Annotated in this window: 16 protein-coding genes and 1 tRNA gene; 15 read left to right on the forward strand and 2 right to left on the reverse strand. The window is 39.3% G+C overall.

The window, feature by feature from the left end:
* The first annotated feature begins 11 nt into the window (after window positions 1-11).
* The 9 genes from ligA to MOO44_RS05630 all read left to right on the forward strand — a co-directional run bounded on the left by ligA (window position 12) and on the right by MOO44_RS05630 (window position 9,697).
* Entirely contained in the window at window positions 12-2,024 is a 2,013-nt protein-coding gene (gene ligA / locus MOO44_RS05590; protein WP_260116188.1) for an NAD-dependent DNA ligase LigA, read from the forward strand.
* Window positions 2,025-2,043: 19 nt separating this feature from the next.
* Entirely contained in the window at window positions 2,044-3,171 is a 1,128-nt protein-coding gene (locus tag MOO44_RS05595; RefSeq protein ID WP_260116189.1) for a CamS family sex pheromone protein, read from the forward strand.
* Window positions 3,172-3,231: 60 nt separating this feature from the next.
* Window positions 3,232-3,537: an Asp-tRNA(Asn)/Glu-tRNA(Gln) amidotransferase subunit GatC gene (gene gatC / locus MOO44_RS05600; protein ID WP_260116190.1), complete on the forward strand. Its 306-nt coding sequence runs from the start codon at window positions 3,232-3,234 to the stop codon at window positions 3,535-3,537.
* Between the two features lie 2 nt (window positions 3,538-3,539).
* Entirely contained in the window at window positions 3,540-5,003 is a 1,464-nt protein-coding gene (gatA, locus tag MOO44_RS05605; protein ID WP_260116191.1) for an Asp-tRNA(Asn)/Glu-tRNA(Gln) amidotransferase subunit GatA, read from the forward strand.
* Complete coding sequence (gatB, locus tag MOO44_RS05610) at window positions 5,003-6,424, forward strand: Asp-tRNA(Asn)/Glu-tRNA(Gln) amidotransferase subunit GatB (protein WP_260116192.1); 1,422 nt, start codon at window positions 5,003-5,005, stop codon at window positions 6,422-6,424. The genes gatA and gatB overlap by 1 nt, the downstream gene beginning before the upstream one ends.
* Window positions 6,425-6,440: 16 nt before the next feature.
* Entirely contained in the window at window positions 6,441-7,424 is a 984-nt protein-coding gene (locus MOO44_RS05615) for a diacylglycerol kinase (RefSeq protein ID WP_260116193.1), read from the forward strand.
* A gap of 31 nt (window positions 7,425-7,455) precedes the next feature.
* Window positions 7,456-8,871 (forward strand): 23S rRNA (uracil(1939)-C(5))-methyltransferase RlmD, encoded by a 1,416-nt coding sequence (gene rlmD / locus MOO44_RS05620; protein ID WP_260116194.1) that lies wholly within the window; start codon window positions 7,456-7,458, stop codon window positions 8,869-8,871.
* A gap of 87 nt (window positions 8,872-8,958) precedes the next feature.
* The gene (locus MOO44_RS05625; RefSeq protein WP_260116195.1) at window positions 8,959-9,351 is read left to right on the forward strand and encodes a TetR/AcrR family transcriptional regulator; all 393 of its coding nucleotides are present in this window, start codon (window positions 8,959-8,961) and stop codon (window positions 9,349-9,351) included.
* Window positions 9,335-9,697 (forward strand): hypothetical protein, encoded by a 363-nt coding sequence (locus MOO44_RS05630; RefSeq protein WP_260116196.1) that lies wholly within the window; start codon window positions 9,335-9,337, stop codon window positions 9,695-9,697. The genes MOO44_RS05625 and MOO44_RS05630 overlap by 17 nt, the downstream gene beginning before the upstream one ends.
* A gap of 72 nt (window positions 9,698-9,769) precedes the next feature.
* Here MOO44_RS05630 and MOO44_RS05635 read toward each other — a convergent pair whose 3' ends face one another.
* Window positions 9,770-11,089: an APC family permease gene (locus MOO44_RS05635; protein ID WP_423802902.1), complete on the reverse strand. Its 1,320-nt coding sequence runs from the start codon at window positions 11,087-11,089 to the stop codon at window positions 9,770-9,772.
* Between the two features lie 117 nt (window positions 11,090-11,206).
* On the reverse strand, window positions 11,207-12,754 hold the full coding sequence (gene gntK / locus MOO44_RS05640) for a gluconokinase (RefSeq protein WP_260116198.1): 1,548 nt from the start codon (window positions 12,752-12,754) through the stop codon (window positions 11,207-11,209).
* A 160-nt stretch (window positions 12,755-12,914) separates the two neighbouring features.
* Between gntK and MOO44_RS05645 the strand changes: the two genes are divergently transcribed.
* The 6 genes from MOO44_RS05645 (at window position 12,915) to pstA (ending at window position 18,098) form a co-directional block, all read left to right on the forward strand.
* On the forward strand, window positions 12,915-13,697 hold the full coding sequence (locus MOO44_RS05645; RefSeq protein ID WP_260116199.1) for a GH25 family lysozyme: 783 nt from the start codon (window positions 12,915-12,917) through the stop codon (window positions 13,695-13,697).
* Complete coding sequence (locus MOO44_RS05650) at window positions 13,687-15,063, forward strand: DEAD/DEAH box helicase (RefSeq protein WP_260116200.1); 1,377 nt, start codon at window positions 13,687-13,689, stop codon at window positions 15,061-15,063. The genes MOO44_RS05645 and MOO44_RS05650 overlap by 11 nt, the downstream gene beginning before the upstream one ends.
* A 45-nt stretch (window positions 15,064-15,108) precedes the next feature.
* A tRNA-Arg gene (locus tag MOO44_RS05655) sits at window positions 15,109-15,181 on the forward strand.
* Between the two features lie 129 nt (window positions 15,182-15,310).
* Window positions 15,311-16,192, forward strand: a complete 882-nt coding sequence (locus tag MOO44_RS05660) for a phosphate ABC transporter substrate-binding protein PstS family protein (RefSeq protein WP_260117307.1) — start codon at window positions 15,311-15,313, stop codon at window positions 16,190-16,192.
* Window positions 16,193-16,287: 95 nt separating this feature from the next.
* On the forward strand, window positions 16,288-17,211 hold the full coding sequence (gene pstC / locus MOO44_RS05665; protein WP_260116201.1) for a phosphate ABC transporter permease subunit PstC: 924 nt from the start codon (window positions 16,288-16,290) through the stop codon (window positions 17,209-17,211).
* A complete protein-coding gene (gene pstA / locus MOO44_RS05670) occupies window positions 17,211-18,098 on the forward strand; it encodes a phosphate ABC transporter permease PstA (RefSeq protein ID WP_260116202.1) in 888 nt (295 codons plus the stop codon). Before pstC ends, pstA begins: the two co-directional genes overlap by 1 nt.
* Window positions 18,099-18,117 lie beyond the last annotated feature (19 nt).

The following is an 18,117-nucleotide window of genomic DNA, read 5'->3' on the forward strand; positions in this document are numbered from 1 at the left end:
GAGGAATTGTTTTGAGTGCTAAACTTTCTGAGCAAGCTGCCAAACAAAGAATCGATCAAATCAAACCGAAATTAAAAAAATGGAGTCAAGAGTACTATGTTCAAGATCGTCCGAGCGTTGAAGATGATGTTTATGATTCGACCTATCAAGAATTAGTTTCATTAGAAACGCAGTATCCCAATTTAATAACAGCTGATTCGCCTACGCAAAACGTTGGTGGTAAGTTATTACCCCAATTTTCCAAGGTTAACCATCATATTCCATTACTGTCTCTAGGTGATGTTTTTTCAAAGCAGGAATTGGATGATTTTACAATTCGGGTGGAGAAAAATTATCCAGCAGTTAAACAATTTAACTGCGAACTAAAAATTGATGGTCTTTCGATTTCATTACGTTATGAAAATGGTGTTTTTGTAGAAGGATCTACCCGTGGAAACGGTCAAATTGGAGAAGATATCACTCGTAATTTAAAAACGATTCCCTCAATCCCCCAAAAGTTGACCCGGCCGATTACGATTGAAGTTCGTGGCGAATGTTATATGCCCAAAAAATCATTCGCAAAATTGAATGAGGAACGCGAACGAAACGGGGAAAGTGGATTTGCAAACCCTAGAAATGCAGCTGCGGGGAGTCTACGGCAATTAAACCCACGGATCACAGCTAGTCGGCACCTAAGTACTTTTATGTATAATGTAGCCGACTATAATGACTTAAAGACGAATACACAAAGTGGGTTATTAGCTGAACTTAATGATTTAGGTTTCAATATTAACCCCAGTTACCAAGTTGCTGATAACTTGGATCAAATTAATGCATATATTGATCGATATCAGCAACAACGTGATGGGTTGGACTATGGAATTGATGGAATTGTAATTAAGGTCAACGATCTAAAGCTACAAACTAAAATTGGCGCGACCGTTAAGATTCCTAAGTGGGCAATCGCTTATAAATTTCCTCCTGAAGAGGCTGAAACTAAGCTTTTGGATATTGAATGGACAGTGGGCCGGACAGGAGTGGTTACCCCAACCGCAGTGATGGAACCGGTTAAATTAGCTGGAACCATTGTTTCACGGGCTTCACTTCATAATCCAGATTACTTAGCAGAAAAGGGCATCCGAATTGGTGATACCGTAAAGCTGCATAAGGCTGGTGATATTATTCCTGAAATTTCACAGTTCATTGCTGATAAACGCCCCGCTGATGCTAAGCCGTATCAAATCCCTAGTGAATGTCCATCTTGTGGTGCACCACTGGTTCATTTAGATGATGAAGTGGCATTGCGTTGTATTAATCCAGCTTGTCCAGCTCAGTTGACAGAGCAAATGACTCACTTTGCCTCTAGAAATGCAATGGACATTACTGGATTGGGCCCACGGATTGTTCAACAATTATTTGATCATAAATTGGTCAGCGATGTGGCCGGACTTTATCACTTGCAAATTAATGATTTATTAAATTTAGATAAATTTGGGCAAAAATCTGCTGAAAATTTAATTGATTCAATCAATAATAGTCGTAGTAACTCTTTAGAACGACTATTGTTTGGATTGGGGATTCGCCATGTTGGTGCCAAAGCTGCTCGATTAATTGCTGAGCATTTTCAAACCATGGATAGATTAATGGCAGCTGATGGTGAATCAATTGCAACCATTAATTCAATGGGATCGGTAATTGCTGATAGTATCACTACTTATTTGAGTAGCAAACATGCTCAAGAATTGATTGCCCAGTTGAAGTCAGTAGGGGTCAATATGACGTATATCCATGCTGATGAATCGGGTGCAGATAATTCATTCTTTAATCAAAAGCGAATCGTACTGACCGGAAAACTTGAACAAATGACTAGACCTAAGGCAACTGCTTGGCTCGAAGATCATGGTGCTGACGTTACTAGCAGTGTATCTAAAAATACTGACTTGGTAATTGCTGGTAAGGATGCTGGTAGTAAGTTAGTCAAGGCACAGGAGTTGAACGTGACGGTTTGGGATGAACAACGATTTATTTCTGAAATTAACGGTTAGTGCATAGGAGGAATCATTTTTGAAACGTTTAAGTGTATTTATCGCTGCTTTTGCATCGGTATTTTTATTGGCTGCCTGTGGAGATGGGGGCAATAGCAACAGCAGTAGTAGTAAGAATAGTAGTTCCAGTGAAACTCAGTTGACGGGGCAATCTGACAGTGATTATTACCAAAGTGTAATTAAAAACGGACATTATCTAACTAGCAAGTCACGGGGAGTCAATGTCCAACAAGACAGTAATCAACTTAATTTAAAGAGCTTTGAAGCTGGGTTGATGAATATTTCAAAGAAACAATTTTCAACCAGTAAGTATGTTTTCCAAGAGGGCCAATACGTTTCGACTGATACAGCTGAAAAGTGGTTGGGACGGAAAACAAAGAGTAATCCTGAGGGATTAAATCCAGCTGGAAAAGCAACTAAGACGCCGCTATACCTCCAACAAATGGATGAACAAGACTTCTTAACTCAAGATGGGAATTCACTTAAGATGAGTGGAATGACAATTGGGTTAGGAATTAATTCCATTTATTACTATCAAAAGCAAGCTTATGGTGCTACTTATCAAATGAAACTAAGCGATGCTGAAATTAAGGCACAGGGAAAGAAAATGGCTAGTGAAGTGTTAGCTAGATTACGGAAAAATAAAGCCCTAAAGAATATTCCAATTGTAATTGCGTTATATAAGCAAGCACCTGACGATAGTTTAGTCGGTGGTAATTTCTTTGCTTACTCGGTAAACAACGGATCATCCACTAGCGTTTCTAATTGGAAATCAATTAACGCCCAAAACTATGTGTTCCCGGTTGCTTCTGGACAAAAGGGACCTTCCAACAATAGTGACGAAAATGATTTCTCAAATTTCAAGACCCAGGTACAAAACTTCTTTCCAAACTTAAGTGGAGTAACGGCGCAAGCACAATATATAAATGGATCGTTAACGGGAATGAACGTTAATATTACGACCCAGTTCTATAGTCAAACTGAGATTATTAGTTTTACCCAGTATTTACAATCAACGGCATCTAAGTATCTTCCAACTGGAATTCCAATTGATATTACGGTGGGCTCGACAACTGGGGTGCAAAGCTTCTTATCAAGAGACACTAATGAAAAGAACTTTACATTCCATATCTTTAACAGCTATTAATAATAAATAGTGTTAAAATATGTTATGAGATCAAATTAAATTCAGAAAGAGGGACAATTGATGGCTGACAGAATTGATAAAGAAACGGTTAATCACGTTGCTGAACTAGCAAAGTTATCTTTGACCAAGGATCAATTACCTTACTTCACTGATCAATTAGGTAGTATCATGGACTTAATTGACACATTAAGTGAAGTTGACACTGAAGGGGTAGAACCAACTTACAGTGTTACCGATCAAATTAATGTAATGCGCGAAGACGTTGCTCAAAATTGGGGTGAACGGGATGCATTACTAAACAATGCACCTGAAGTAGCTGACGGTTTAATTCGGGTACCAACGATCATTGACGAAAGCGAGGATTAATGATGAATTATTTTGATAAAGATATTACCAGTATTCACCAAGCGCTAGTTAATGGTGATATTACTGCCGAAGAATTAACTAAGCAAACCCTTGATAATATCAAAGCTTCAGACTCAGACATCAATGCCTTCATTAATTTAGATGAAGATGGCGCAATTAAGGCTGCCCAAGCAGTTGATCAAGCTGGAATTGAACCAGATAACGTCTTATCAGGGATTCCAAGTGCAATCAAGGATAATATCCTAACGAATGGATTTAAGACCACTGCAGCATCTAAAATGCTTGAAAACTTCAAGCCAATCTTTGACGCTACGGTGATGAAGAAGTTAAATGCTAAGCAAACCATTACCGTTGGAAAAACAAACATGGATGAATTTGCGATGGGTGGTTCAACTGAAAACTCAGCATTTAAAAAGACCCATAATCCATGGAACCTTAGTAAGGTTCCTGGTGGTTCTTCCGGTGGCTCTGCTGCTGCCGTTGCTGCCGGGCAAATTATTTTTGCCTTAGGTTCTGACACTGGTGGTTCAATTAGACAACCAGCTGCATACAATGGAATTGTGGGCTTAAAACCAACTTATGGTCGTGTTTCACGGTGGGGTTTAATTGCCTTTGGTTCTAGTTTGGACCAAATTGGACCGTTGACTAGAAATGTATTAGATAATGCTTATGTATTGAATGCAATTGCAGGGCATGATGAACATGATCTAACTAGTTCTGATAAGGAAGTTCCTGACTACACTAAGTCCATTAAGGACGGGGTTAAGGGCATGAAGATCGCATTGCCTAAGGAATACCTTGCTGAAGGAATCGATCAAGACGTTAAGGATGCCATTTTAAAGGCAGCTGAAACTTATAAACAATTAGGAGCAACCGTTGAAGAGGTCTCACTTCCACATACTAAGTATGGAGTTGCTGCGTACTACATTTTAGCTTCATCAGAAGCTTCCTCTAACTTACAACGATTTGATGGGATTCGGTATGGTTACCGTTCACCAGAAGCTAAGAACTTGGAAGAAGTTTACGTTAAGAGTCGTTCTGAAGGCTTTGGGGACGAAGTTAAACGGCGGATTATGTTAGGGACGTTCTCCCTTTCTGCTGGTGCTTTCGATGCCTACTTCCAAAAGGCTGCTAAGGTTAGAACCCTTATGATTGAAGACTTCAAGAAGGTCTTTCAAGATTACGATTTAATCTTAGGGCCAACTGCACCAACGACTGCATTTGGAATTGGTGAAGATATCTCTGATCCAGTTACGATGTACTTGAACGATGCAATGACAATTCCAGTTAACTTAGCTGGTCTTCCTGCGATGTCATTACCAGCTGGATTTAGCGATGGGATGCCAATTGGAATGCAATTGATTGGACGCCCATTCGATGAATCAACCATCTACAAGGCTGGTTACGCATTCGAACAAAATACTGATTTCCATAAGGAAACGCCAAAAGTGGGAGGGGACAAATAATGAATTTTGAAACAACCATTGGTTTGGAAGTTCATATTGAATTAAAGACCAACTCTAAAATTTTTAGTCCTTCACCAGTTGAATATGGTGATGAGCCTAACTCAAACACCAACGTTATTGATTGGGGATACCCAGGAGTATTGCCCACCACTAACAAGCAGGTAGTTGCTGATGGAATTACCGCTGCGTTGGCATTAAATGCTGAAATAGAAAGAAATCCACATTTTGATCGTAAAAATTACTTCTATCCAGATAACCCTAAGGCCTACCAAATTACCCAAAATGATAAACCAGATGCTCATGATGGTTGGTTAGAAATCGAAGTTGATGGTAAGAAGAAGAAAATTGGAATTGCAGAAATGCATATTGAAGAAGATGCCGGAAAAAATAGCCACGGCAGAAATTATTCCTACGTGGATTTGAACCGGCAAGGTACGCCACTGATTGAAATTGTTTCTAAGCCTGAAATTTCGACTCCTGATGAAGCGTATGCTTACCTTGAAACATTAAGACAACGAATCCAGTTTACTGGGATTTCGGACGTTAAAATGGAAGAAGGTTCCATGCGTGCCGATGTTAATATTTCAATTCGCCCAATTGGCCAAAAAGAATTGGGCAATAAGGTTGAAATTAAGAATATGAACTCATTTAACTACGTTCGGCGGGCATTAGCATATGAACAACAACGGCAACGCCAAGTTCTTATGTCTGGTGGAAAGGTCCAACAAGAAACCCGGCGGTTTGATGAAAAGAATAATACCACCATTCTAATGCGGGTCAAGGAAGGTGCTGATGATTATCGTTACTTCCCAGAACCGGACCTTCCATCATTGGATATTTCAGATGAGTGGATTGATCAGCTTAAAACTGAACTTCCTGAAATGCCAAATGAACGGAAGCAACGTTACGTTAGTGAATTAGGATTAACTGACTACGATGCAATGGTTTTAACTCAAACTAAGGAAATGTCAGATTTCTTTGATCAACTAGTTAAATTGGGTGCTGATGCTAAGATTGCATCAAACTACCTTCAAGGAAACGTAAATGCTTACTTGAACGAAGAACAAGTGGATTTAGCTGATACTAAGATCACTCCTGAAAACTTAGCTACCATGATTAAGTTAATTAGTGATGGGACGATTTCAAGTAAGATGGCTAAAAAAGTCTTTAAGGCGGTTACCGATGGTGAAGAACCAAAGGCATTCGTTGAGAAGAAGGGCTTGGTCCAATTATCAGACCCAGCTAAATTACAACCAATTATTGATGAAATTTTGGCTGCAAATCCACAGTCGATCGAAGACTTTAATAATGGTAAGGACCGTGCTAAGGGCTTCTTAGTTGGTCAAATTATGAAACAAACACGTGGAAAAGCTAATCCACAAGTAGTTAACGAGCTACTAATGAAATCTTTAAACAAATAGGAAAGTTGTGTAAGTAATGCGAAAGCGGGCACGAATAATTTATAACCCGACTGCTGGACGTGAAGCCCTTAAGCAAAAGATGATTGACATTTTAGGTGTTTATGAACAAGCTGGTTATGAAACCAGTGTTTTTGCGACGACTCCTGAGCCTAATTCTGCAAAGAATGAGGCGACTCGAGTTGCAAAAGAGGGTTTTGAGTTAGTGGTTGCTGCTGGTGGCGATGGAACGTTAAACGAGGTCGTAAACGGGTTAGCACCACTTCCGAAACGGCCAAAGCTAGCAATCATTCCAGCTGGAACGACTAATGATTATGCACGGGCCCTTCACATCCCACGTGAGGATCCAGTGGATGCTGCTAAGGTGGTATTAAAGCAGCAGTCACTAAAAATGGACGTTGGTCAAGCTGGCGATAATTATTTTATTAATATTGCAGGTGGTGGGTTATTAACTGAATTAACTTATGATGTTCCTTCAGATTTAAAAACTATTTTTGGGTACTTGGCATACTTAGTCAAGGGCGCTGAAATGCTACCTCGAATTAGACCCATCCAAATGGATTTAAAATATGACGGAGGCCATTTTAAAGGAAAGGCCTCGATGTTCTTGCTAGCAATGACTAATTCAATCGGTGGGTTAGAAAGAATCGTTCCTGACGCATCATTAGATGACGGTCAGTTTACTTTAATTATCGTAAAGACCAGTAATATGGTTCAAATTGCTAGGTTATTGGCGAAGGTAATTAATGGTGGTCGGCATATTGATGATCCTAAAATCATCTACAAAAAGACGACCAAGTTAACTGCTAAACCAGTTAATAATAAAATGCAGATTAATTTAGATGGTGAATACGGTGGAGATGCTCCAATGGTGTTTACGAATTTAAAACAACATCTAGATACAATCGTTGACCTTGATAATTTACCGGATACTGCGGTCAGTGATACTAATACGATTGAAGCTGAACAAAAGTTTGTTCAAAAGGTTGATAAATTAAGCTAACACATGTTTTTAAAATGAAAAATTTTGCTGTATGATAATAGCATATAGCAAAATTTTTTTATTTAGAGAGAATAGGGGATTTAATTTGAAAACGCCAGTAGAAGTAGGAAAAACTTATAACGTTAAAATCGTGGATTTAACGTACCAGGGGCTCGGAGTTGCTAAAGTCGATGACTTTCCGGTATTCGTTAATAACACGCTTCCAGGTGAAACCGCGATCATTAAAGTGAAAACCATCAAAAAGAACTTTGCGTTTGGTTCACTAGTGGAATTAATCACTAAGAGTCCGGATCGGGTGGAAAATGTCAATTGGGATTACCTACAAACCGGCATTGCACCACTTCAACACCTTAGTTATGAAGGGCAACTGCGGTTTAAGCAACATCAAATCGAGGAGCTATTTGCTAAGCAAAAAATTAATGTCGACGTCTTACCAACGATGGGAATGGAACATCCAGACCATTATCGGAATAAGGCTCTAATCCCAGTTAAAAAAATTAATGGTGAACTAACGACTGGTTTTTACAAGAACCATTCTCATGACCTGGTGCCAATTGAAGATTTTTACATCCAACAACCAGAAATCGATCATGCAATCCTAGTAGTTCGTGATGTTTTACGGAAATATAAAGTGCGTCCTTATGACGAGGGTAGCCATAGTGGGGTTATCAGAAATATTATGGTCCGGCGTGGTTACTACAGTCATGAAATGATGATTGGCCTAATTACACGGACCAAGAAACTCCAATTAGCTGAACCCATCGTGAACGAAATTATCGATCAATTACCAGAAGTGAAGAGCATCGTTCAAAACGTGAATTTAAAGGACAATAATGTTTTACTGGGGAAGAAAAATAACGTTCTATATGGGAAACCATACATCACAGACGAATTATTAGGCCTTAAATTTGCGATTTCATTGAATTCGTTCTACCAAGTCAACCCGGTCCAGACTGAGAAGTTATATTCACTTGCAATCGACCATGCTGAATTAGGGCCTAATGATACCGTTATCGATGCTTATTGTGGAATTGGAACCATTTCATTAGCCGTTGCTAAGCACGTTAAGAAGGTTTACGGTGTGGAAGTAGTAGCCCAAGCAATTGAGGATGCTAAGATTAATGCGCAAAAGAATCATATTAACAATGTGCAATTTGTTACTGCTAAGGCCGAAGATCAAATGGCCAAATGGCAGGAACAGGGCTTAAAACCGGATGCAATCATCGTTGATCCACCACGCAAGGGCCTTGCTTCATCATTCATCGACAGTGCGGTTGAAATGCAACCTAAGAAGTTAATCTATGTATCTTGTGGACCATCAACATTGGTTCGGGATGCTAAACGTTTAATGGAAAAGGGTTATCACATTGCCAAACCAATCCAACCCGTTGATCAATTCCCACAAACGGTGCATGTTGAAAGTGTTACGATTTTTGAAAGAGATTAGTTAAATTTAGAGAGCTATCCGTTAGAGATAGTTCTTTTTTATTAGGTTATTTTTGACTATTTAGTCAAAAACATATATGATGTAATCATGGGAAGAAGAAAAAGTTTTAACCAATCAGAAGTATTAAATAAAATTAGTATGGTTTTCGTCCAATATGGCTTTGAAGGAACTTCACTAGATTTACTAGTTAATGCCACCGGATTGTTAAGAGGTAGCCTTTATGCTGCTTTCGGCAGTAAGTTAGGGATGTTCATTGCAGCTTTGAAGGAAAATATTAATCATGGAAAGGATTCGTTTGTAACAACTTATTTAATGGTTATTGCAATGATGGAATTAACTAGTAACAATGTTGAGGTAAAGCAAATTGTTTTAAATTGGTATCATACTCAATCCCAAGTTGATATTGAATTAACGTTGGGGAGGGCATTGCTACATAAAAGCGGATTATTAGGAGGAATTGATGATGGAAAACAAAGTTAAAATTAATTCAAGAAACTTAGTTGTGATTCCACAGGGCGTTGATAAGTTATTAAGTTTTAAAAAGTCATTAACGTTTCAAGCAGATCATGTATTAGGGGCTACAATTGATAACGAAATTCTAAACGAATCAAAGGGAATTAAAGATGGTGGAACTAATATTCCAGGATATTATGCCGGAACTTTTATTAAAAATAATCGTAAATCGTTTTTTAATATTAAGAGATCTAGTACTGCCGTTGTTATTGAATTAACTAATGAAAATTATAATCAGCTGTTCATTGGAGTTGATAATCCTAGAGAATTAGTTGATCAAATTAATAATTTAGCTGCGGCTAATAGTAAATAGTTAGCTATTTATGCTTAAACTACAAACTAAATACCCCCACAAAAAAGAAGCCAATCCAGGCTTCTTTTCATTTTACTTATTAATTTGTCTTTGATGTAAATAATAAACTGGAACTCCAATTGCGGTTAAAATCACTCCTGCAATTACCAATCCAGTTTGCGTAAAGATGGTAACGATCAATACGAATAAGGCACCGACTAGTGCTAACAGTGGCACAATGGGGTAACCAGGGACCTTGTAAGGTCGACTTAAGTCAGGCCGTTTCTTTCTAAGCATAATCACTTCAACAAATAGTAAACAGAAGAATGACCAAACAATAAACATCGACATGTCAGTTAAAATATCGAAACTACCTGAACACATCATCAATACCGCAACTACGAATTGGAAAATGGCAGCAACGTAGGGGGCACCATTCTTACTAACCTTAGCAAAATGCTTGCTAAATGGAATCATGTTTTCGCTTCCCAGTACGCGGGGGATTTGAATCCCGGTAAAGAGATAACCATTAATAGCTCCGTAAACTGAGACTAAGATTCCAATGGTTACTAGCTTCCCACCATAAGCACCGAAGAGGTGACTAGCAACTTGGGATGCGGTATTTTGATTTCCCGCAATTGCGTTGATTGGCATATTCTTTAAGAACACGAAGTTAATCAGCGTATAAATGATGGTTACTAAACTAAGCCCGATAATAATTGCTTTAGGTAAATCACTCTTCGGGTTCTTCAATTCACCAGCGATGTTACTAATTCCAATCCAACCATCGTATGCGAACATGGTAGCAAGAAGTCCCTGTCCAAATGCGGACCACACGTTAGCATGATTAATTGGGGTAAATGGCCATAGCTGTACGTGTACTTGGCCGGGGATGAATAGACCGACGATTGCAATGATTAGAATTGGAATTAATTTAATAATCAACGCAATTGATTGGACCCGTCCGGCCAGTTGGCTTCCCAATAAATTAATTACCAGAATTGTTAGTCCACATAAAATCGCTACCATTAGGTTCATTCCGCTGGATAGGTGGAATAAATTGACGAACTGAGTTCCAAATACTAAACACAACCCGGCAACATTGCCGGGAGTATAGACTAGCGATTGTGCCCACCCGAATAAGAAACCAGTTAATTTTCCATACCCGAGTTCCAAAAATTTAACCGGCCCACCAGTTTCAGGAAGGGCAGCGGCTAATTCAGAAACCGTTAATCCTGCACAAATGGTCAATAGACCAGAAACAATCCAGACTAAAATTGTCAAACCAAAAGAGTAGGTGCTGGCAACAACGCTAGCGGTTTTGAAGAAAACTCCTCCACCGATAACAGTTCCCATTACCGTCGCAAACGCGGCAAAGGGGCCAATCCCACTCTTATTAACATCACTTTTCACTTTTAATTCCTCCATCATAAGTTATGCAATTAGTTTAACACTTTTTTAAGAATTAGTCATTACTATCAAAAAGAAAGCCATTCGGACTAACGAATAGCTTTCTTTTTGATCAAGATGTTAATTGCTTAAATCAACATCATGTTTCCGTTGAAAATCAGCAATGTTTTTATATTCGCTTTCGAACTCACGGGTCAAACGAATGTAAATTGGGAGCAATTCCCGGTAAATTTCGTAGTTTTCTTGGTTGGGTTCAAGTGCGAAACTCTTGCCCACGAAGTTTTTAACTTCAGATAGGCTATCAATCATTCCTAAACTATACATCCCAAGCGTTGCAGCTCCGAGCGCGGTTCCTTCAACACTTTCTGGAATGTGGACTTCTTGTTCGAAGATATCCGAAATGATTTGACGACAGATTGCAGACTGTGCAAATCCACCGGTAACTTGAATCGACTTAGGATCACCAACCACTTCCTTCAACGCAAGTGAGACGGTGTATAGGTTGTATACGATTCCTTCTAGCGCTGCTCTAATCATGTGGGCACGGGTATGAATTCTAGTTAATCCAAAGAATGATCCCCGGGCGTTGGCGTTCCAAATGGGCGCTCTTTCCCCACCCAGATATGGATGGAAGATTAATCCATCTGATCCAGGATGAATTCGGGCTGCAATCTTAGTCAAGATTTCATAAGGACTAACGCCCATTTGTTCCGCAGTCACTTTTTCAGGAGCACAGAGTTGATCACGAACCCACTTAAAGACGCTCCCGCCATTATTAACGGGGCCACCAATGACCCACATTCCCTTAGTCAGGTAGTAACAAAAGACCCGGCCCTTTTTATCGGTCAATGGCTTATCAGACGTAATTCGCACCGCACCTGAAGTTCCAATTGTAACGGCTTCCACTCCAGGTTCAATTGCGTTCACGCCGAGGTTGGCTAATGGACCGTCTGATGAACCAATTACGAATGGCGTATCGGCATCCAAGCCTAATAACTTGGCGGTGTGGCGATGGAGTCCCCTGATTTGATAAGTGGTATCAACCAATTCAGGAAGTTGGTCTCGACTCACCCCGGTCAACTTGAGGGCATCTTCGTCCCAATCCATGTTATAGATGTTGAACATTCCGGTAGCGTTAGCAATGGAGTAGTCCTCCTTTAAAACCCCGAAGAAACGGTGGAGCACATATTCCTTAATTCCAATGAACCAACTTGCCTTATCGTAAATATCCTTATGGTCATTTTTTAACCAAAGAATCTTAGATAGGGGGGTCATGGGATGAATGGGTGTCCCCGTGGCTTCATATAACTTTTGCCCCATATCACTTTCCTTTAGTTCATGGGCATATTTGTAAGCACGATTATCTCCCCAAGTGATGGCACGCGTCAAAGGTTTATATTCGTCATCTAAGACGATTAAACTATGCATGGCACAGGAAAACGAAACCCCCTTAATCGTATCCTTTTGTTGGTCAACGGTGGCGGTTAACTTCCGAATTCCCCGAACGGTAGCCCCCAAAATTTCATCTGGATCTTCTTCTGACATGTCAGGAGTATCTTGATACATTTGGTAACCGTTATTTTGTTCACCCGCAATTTTGCCGTTTTGATCATACAAGAGGACCTTGGTACTTGTGGTCCCGATATCCACACCGATAATATAATTCATTTTGTTCCCTCATCTCTTAAGTATTATTTACTAATAATGGTTAATATCGCTTATATTATATGAAATCAATTATACACCTTCAAGCAATAGACGTAATAAATTCGATTCTATGATATTTGTAATGTATAATTGATTTATTAATAAAAATGGAATGATTAATTTGGTTAATAAAAGGGTTGCTAATATGAGTCGACTAGCACGGACCCGTCGTAAAAAGCGCCATTTTGGTTGCCTAAAATTACTCAGCTTGGTAATACTGGGATGGTTAGTGGTGATGGGCATTAATTGGTATCACCAGTACCAAGATAATAAATTAAATCAATATGCAATTCGGGGGGTCACAGTTAGCCAACAAAATAGCTATGTCGACTTTATCTCGCTTGCAAATATTGGTGAACGCTTTGTTTACATCCGTGCTAGTCAGGGTGCGATTTATACTGATAATGATTTTGCGGATAACTATCAACGGGCTCAGGGCTCTAATCTAAAGGTTGGTGTTTACCACTCATTTAGCCTTAATAGTAGTGCGGATGCTCAGTTTACTAATTTTAGTAGCGAGGTGGATAATAATGTTGGTATTTTACCCATCGCAATTCAAATTACCGAAAATGAAACTACACTAACTAAAAAACAAATTCAATCGGTAAGGCACTTTATTAATCTAGTTCAACAGCGTTATGACCGCCGAATCATAATTTGGTCCACTAATCGAATTTATGATCAAGTCCGTTTTAAGGGCAACCTATGCCTATTTTGGTCATTAAATAACGAGTTAGTTGATGGACAACATGCGTTAAAAACTTATAATCCCAATCAAACATTGAAAAATGACGGACAAAGCCAACAGTTCGTCCAGTCTGTATTTAATGGCAATGAACGACAGTGGCGTGAATATATTAAGTCACGACTTTCTAAAAATGGAGGAATCGCACTTGAAAACTAATTTTGCACAACACTTTACTCAATTGGGCTTTGATCAACTGACCCCAATTCAAGAGCAAGTATATCAACCCATTATTGATGGGCAATCTATTGTTGGGCTTTCACCAACTGGTTCTGGAAAAACGGTCGCATTTACCATTCCAATTATTGAGCAGTTGATGCCCAGAGAGGGCACACAAGTATTGATTTTAGAGCCATCCCAGGAGTTAGCGATGCAAACGACTTCGGTAATGCGGGATTGGGCGAAGTTAAACGATGCAAAGGTGCTAGCACTAACTGGTGGAGCCAATGTTAAGCGGCAAATTGAAAAGCTAAAGAAACGTCCCGAAGTAGTGGTAGGAACTCCTGGTCGGGTTTTGAACCTCTTGGATGATCATAAATTAAAGCTGCACCATTTGAAGACGGTGGTAATCGATGAAGCCGACGATTTACTTCAGGATACGACGTTATCATCAGTTCGTGAAATCCTTAATCAAGGGCCATCTGATGTTCAATTAACGTTCTTTTCAGCGACTGATACAGAAATTTTGCATTCATTAAAAAAGTGGTTCAATGTTGAGCCGCAATTGATTGATGTCCGTAAAATTGACCATAGTGCAGGTGAAGTGAAGCACCGGTTATTAAATGTTTCACGTGGGAAACGAAATCAAATGTTAAACCGATTGACCCATATTAATGGCTTTAAAGCGTTGGTGTTTTTTGATCAGTTGCTAGATTTAAATCGGGCGTACAGTTTCTTTCGGCATAATCACGTTAATAATGTTGCTTCTCTAACTAGTAACATGAATCAAATGCAACGCCAAAGGGCCATTACTGGTTTTCGGAAGGGGCATTATAAACTATTATTAACTACCGATGTTGCTGCCCGGGGATTGGATATTGCAAAATTACCAGCGGTGGTTAACTTTGACTTACCAAATGAGGCCAATCAATATGTTCATCGGGTCGGACGAACCGGTCGAATGGGGGAGCCTGGGTTAGTAATTAACTTTGGGAATGACCATGATTTCCGGGACTTAAAACGTTTGGTATTGGATAATGGTTACGATCTAGAACCAACTTTCTTTTATAAAAACCAGTTAGTGGATCATGTGCCCGCTCAAAAACCAGGGCATGCTAATAAAGCCACCCAATCGGTTAAATCAGTCGAATCAATTGCAAATGATAAGGCTGATTCACGCTCAAAAACCACAGTAGAAAAGGAAAAGAAGGTTGCTAAATCAGATCAGAACGTCACCCATAAAGCATTAGTAAATACCCCATTGCCGGATTCTGCACACCCCACTAAGAAACAAATGAAACGCCGCAATAAAAAACATTTAAAGAATAAGGGAATGCGTAAAAAATGGCGGAATGCTAATAAATAATCCCTTTACTTTACATTGTAAAAATGAGAAAATAAGGGATGTTGTGGCCCCATAGCACAACAGGATAGGGCACCCGCCTCCTAAGCGGATGATCCCGGTTCGAGTCCGGGTGGGGTCATTTGTAATGAATCAATTACAAAATTTACACAAAATTTACACAAATCAGATATTATATTTACATTCCCTTGTTAGAATGAGTTTGTTAAATAAATAAAGGACTTTCAGGGAGGCTCTTTTAATGCTTAGTATGAAAAAAGCGTTATCATTTGTAACAATTTTAGGTGTATCTGGTGTTTTACTTGCAGGATGTGGATCAAATAGTGGTTCAGGAACTGGTTCATCTAGTTCAAGCAGCAAGGTAACTGCTGTTGGATCAACGGCTTTACAACCATTAGTTGAACAAGCTGCTACTGATTTCCAAAGTGCTAACTCTGGTGCAAGCATTACCGTTCAAGGTGGTGGTTCAGGAACTGGTTTAAGCCAAGTTCAACAAAAGGCGGTTCAAATTGGTAACTCTGATATCTTCGCTGAAAAGCAAGCAGGGATTAAAGCCAATGAGTTAAAGGATCATCAAGTTGCAGTTGTTGGAATGGCTCCGGTAGTTAACAAGGATGCCGGTGTTAAGAACGTTACGATGGCGCAATTAAAGAAAATCTTTACTGGTAAGATTACTAACTGGAAACAAGTTGGTGGTAAGGATGAAAAGATTAGCGTTGTTAACCGTGCTAAGGGTAGTGGTACCCGTGCTACGTTCGAACAAGCCGTTTTAGGTGGTGCTAGTGCTGTTAAGGCGCAAGAACAAGACTCTAACGGAACCGTTCAAAAAATTGTTCAATCAACACCAGGAGCAGTTAGTTACCTTGCTTTCTCATTCTTAAACAGTAAGTTACAACCACTTTCAATTGATAACGTTAAGCCAACTGATGCTAACGTTGAAACTAATAAGTGGAAGATTTGGTCATACGAACACATGTACACTCAAGCTAAGCCAAATAAGGAAGCTGAAAAGTTCATTAAGTACATTCAATCAAGCAAGGTTCAAGACGGCCTAGTTAAGAAGCTTGGTTACATCAGCATCTCAAATATGAAGGTTACTAAGGATGCTAACAATAAAGTTACTAATAAGTAATTAATAACAATTTTATTATTAATAGTGGGACTGGAGGACGTACATTTAGTACCCTATCCAGTTCTTTCTATTTATGTTATGGGGGATTAAGTTAAATGGATCAAATTAAAGCAAAGTTGATGAAGCCTTCTCGCGAAACTAAGCAGGAAACAGTGGGTAAAATCATTAGTTATACCTGTATCGTCGCAATTATGCTTTTAGTTCTATTGGTGTTATATTTCATTATTTCATTTGGGATGTCGACGTTTACGACCAATCACGTTAATTTATGGTCATTCCTTTCTGGGACTAACTGGAATCCAAGTCAATTAGATGCCCATGGTAATCCAGAAGTGGGTGCACTACCAATGATCGTTACTTCGTTTGCAGTTACGGTATTGTCTGCGTTAGTTGCAACACCATTTGCAATTGCAGTCGCATTGTTTATGACCATCATTGCACCTAAGCATGGGAAGGGATTCTTACAATCCATTATTGAATTATTAGTCGGGATACCTTCAGTTGTTTATGGTTATATTGGTTTAACACTGGTAGTTCCATTCATTCGTGGCATTTATGGTGGGACTGGATTTGGAATTTTATCCGGAACAATCGTGCTATTCGTAATGGTATTGCCAACAATTACTTCAATGACTGTTGATAGTTTAAAAGCGGTCCCACGCTACTATCTTGAGGCATCACTTGCATTAGGTGCCACTCGTTGGCAGACGATTTATAAAGTGATTTTAAGAGCTGCGACCCCTGGAATCTTAACTGCGATTATTTTTGGGATGGCACGGGCGTTCGGTGAAGCATTAGCCGTTCAAATGGTAATTGGGAACGCAACCCTAATGCCAAAGAGTTTATTAACTCCAGCTGCGACCTTGACTAGTCAACTAACAACTGGAATTGGAAACACCGTTATGGGCTCGCTACCAAATAATGCGCTTTGGTCATTGGCATTGATTCTATTATTAATGTCATTAGTATTTAATATCGCCGTTAAGTTTGTCGGTTCGAAGGGAGACTTAAATAAATAATGAATCCAAAAATTGCTAATAAAATTGCGGATGCAGTGATTTACATTCTGGTGGCAGTGGTTGTCATCATTCTAGCTTTATTAATTGGTTTTATTTTAATTACTGGGGTGCCTCATATTTCATGGCACTTCTTAACTTCGGTGTCACAAGCCTTTGCAGCTGGTGGTGGAATTAGGGATCAGCTGTTTAATTCAATTTATCTATTGATTTTAACCCTAATTATTTCATTTCCAATTGCGTTAGGTTCAGGAATTTACTTAGCTGAATACGCACCTAAGAATTGGTTCACTAACTTGATTCAAACTGCAATTGAAGTATTAAGTTCACTCCCATCAATTATCGTTGGTTTATTCTGTTACCTATTATTTGTTATTAAGCTGCAATTAGGATTCTCAATTCTTTCTGGTGCAATTGCGCTGACCTTCTTTAATTTGCCATTGCTGACCAGAAACATTCAAGAATCCTTGGAATCCGTCCCCGATTTACAAAGAGAAGCCGGAGCATCATTAGGACTTTCTAGATGGAAAACCATTACTGGCATCATTTTCCCAATTGCTATCCCTGGAATTATTACTGGAATTATCCTTAGTGCAGGACGTGTGTTTGGTGAAGCCGCTGCTCTAATTTACACTGCTGGTGAAAGTGCACCGGTCATTAATTATGGTGATTTTAATCCGTTTAACACCGCTAGTTTCTTAAATCCAATGCGTCCAGCCGAAACCTTAGCCGTTCATATTTGGAAGGTTAATACTGAAGGAGTTACCCCTGACGCATCAGCCATTTCCAGTGGTTCTTCAGCTGTTTTGATTATTGTAATTTTGATCTTTAACCTAGGGGCACATTATATTGGGAAACGGCTCTACGCTAAGATGACTGCTAGCAAGTAATCAGATAAGGAGAAATTAT

Origin of the sequence: Nicoliella spurrieriana (genome assembly GCF_023380205.1) — a bacterium.
GTDB lineage: Bacteria > Bacillota > Bacilli > Lactobacillales > Lactobacillaceae > Nicoliella > Nicoliella spurrieriana.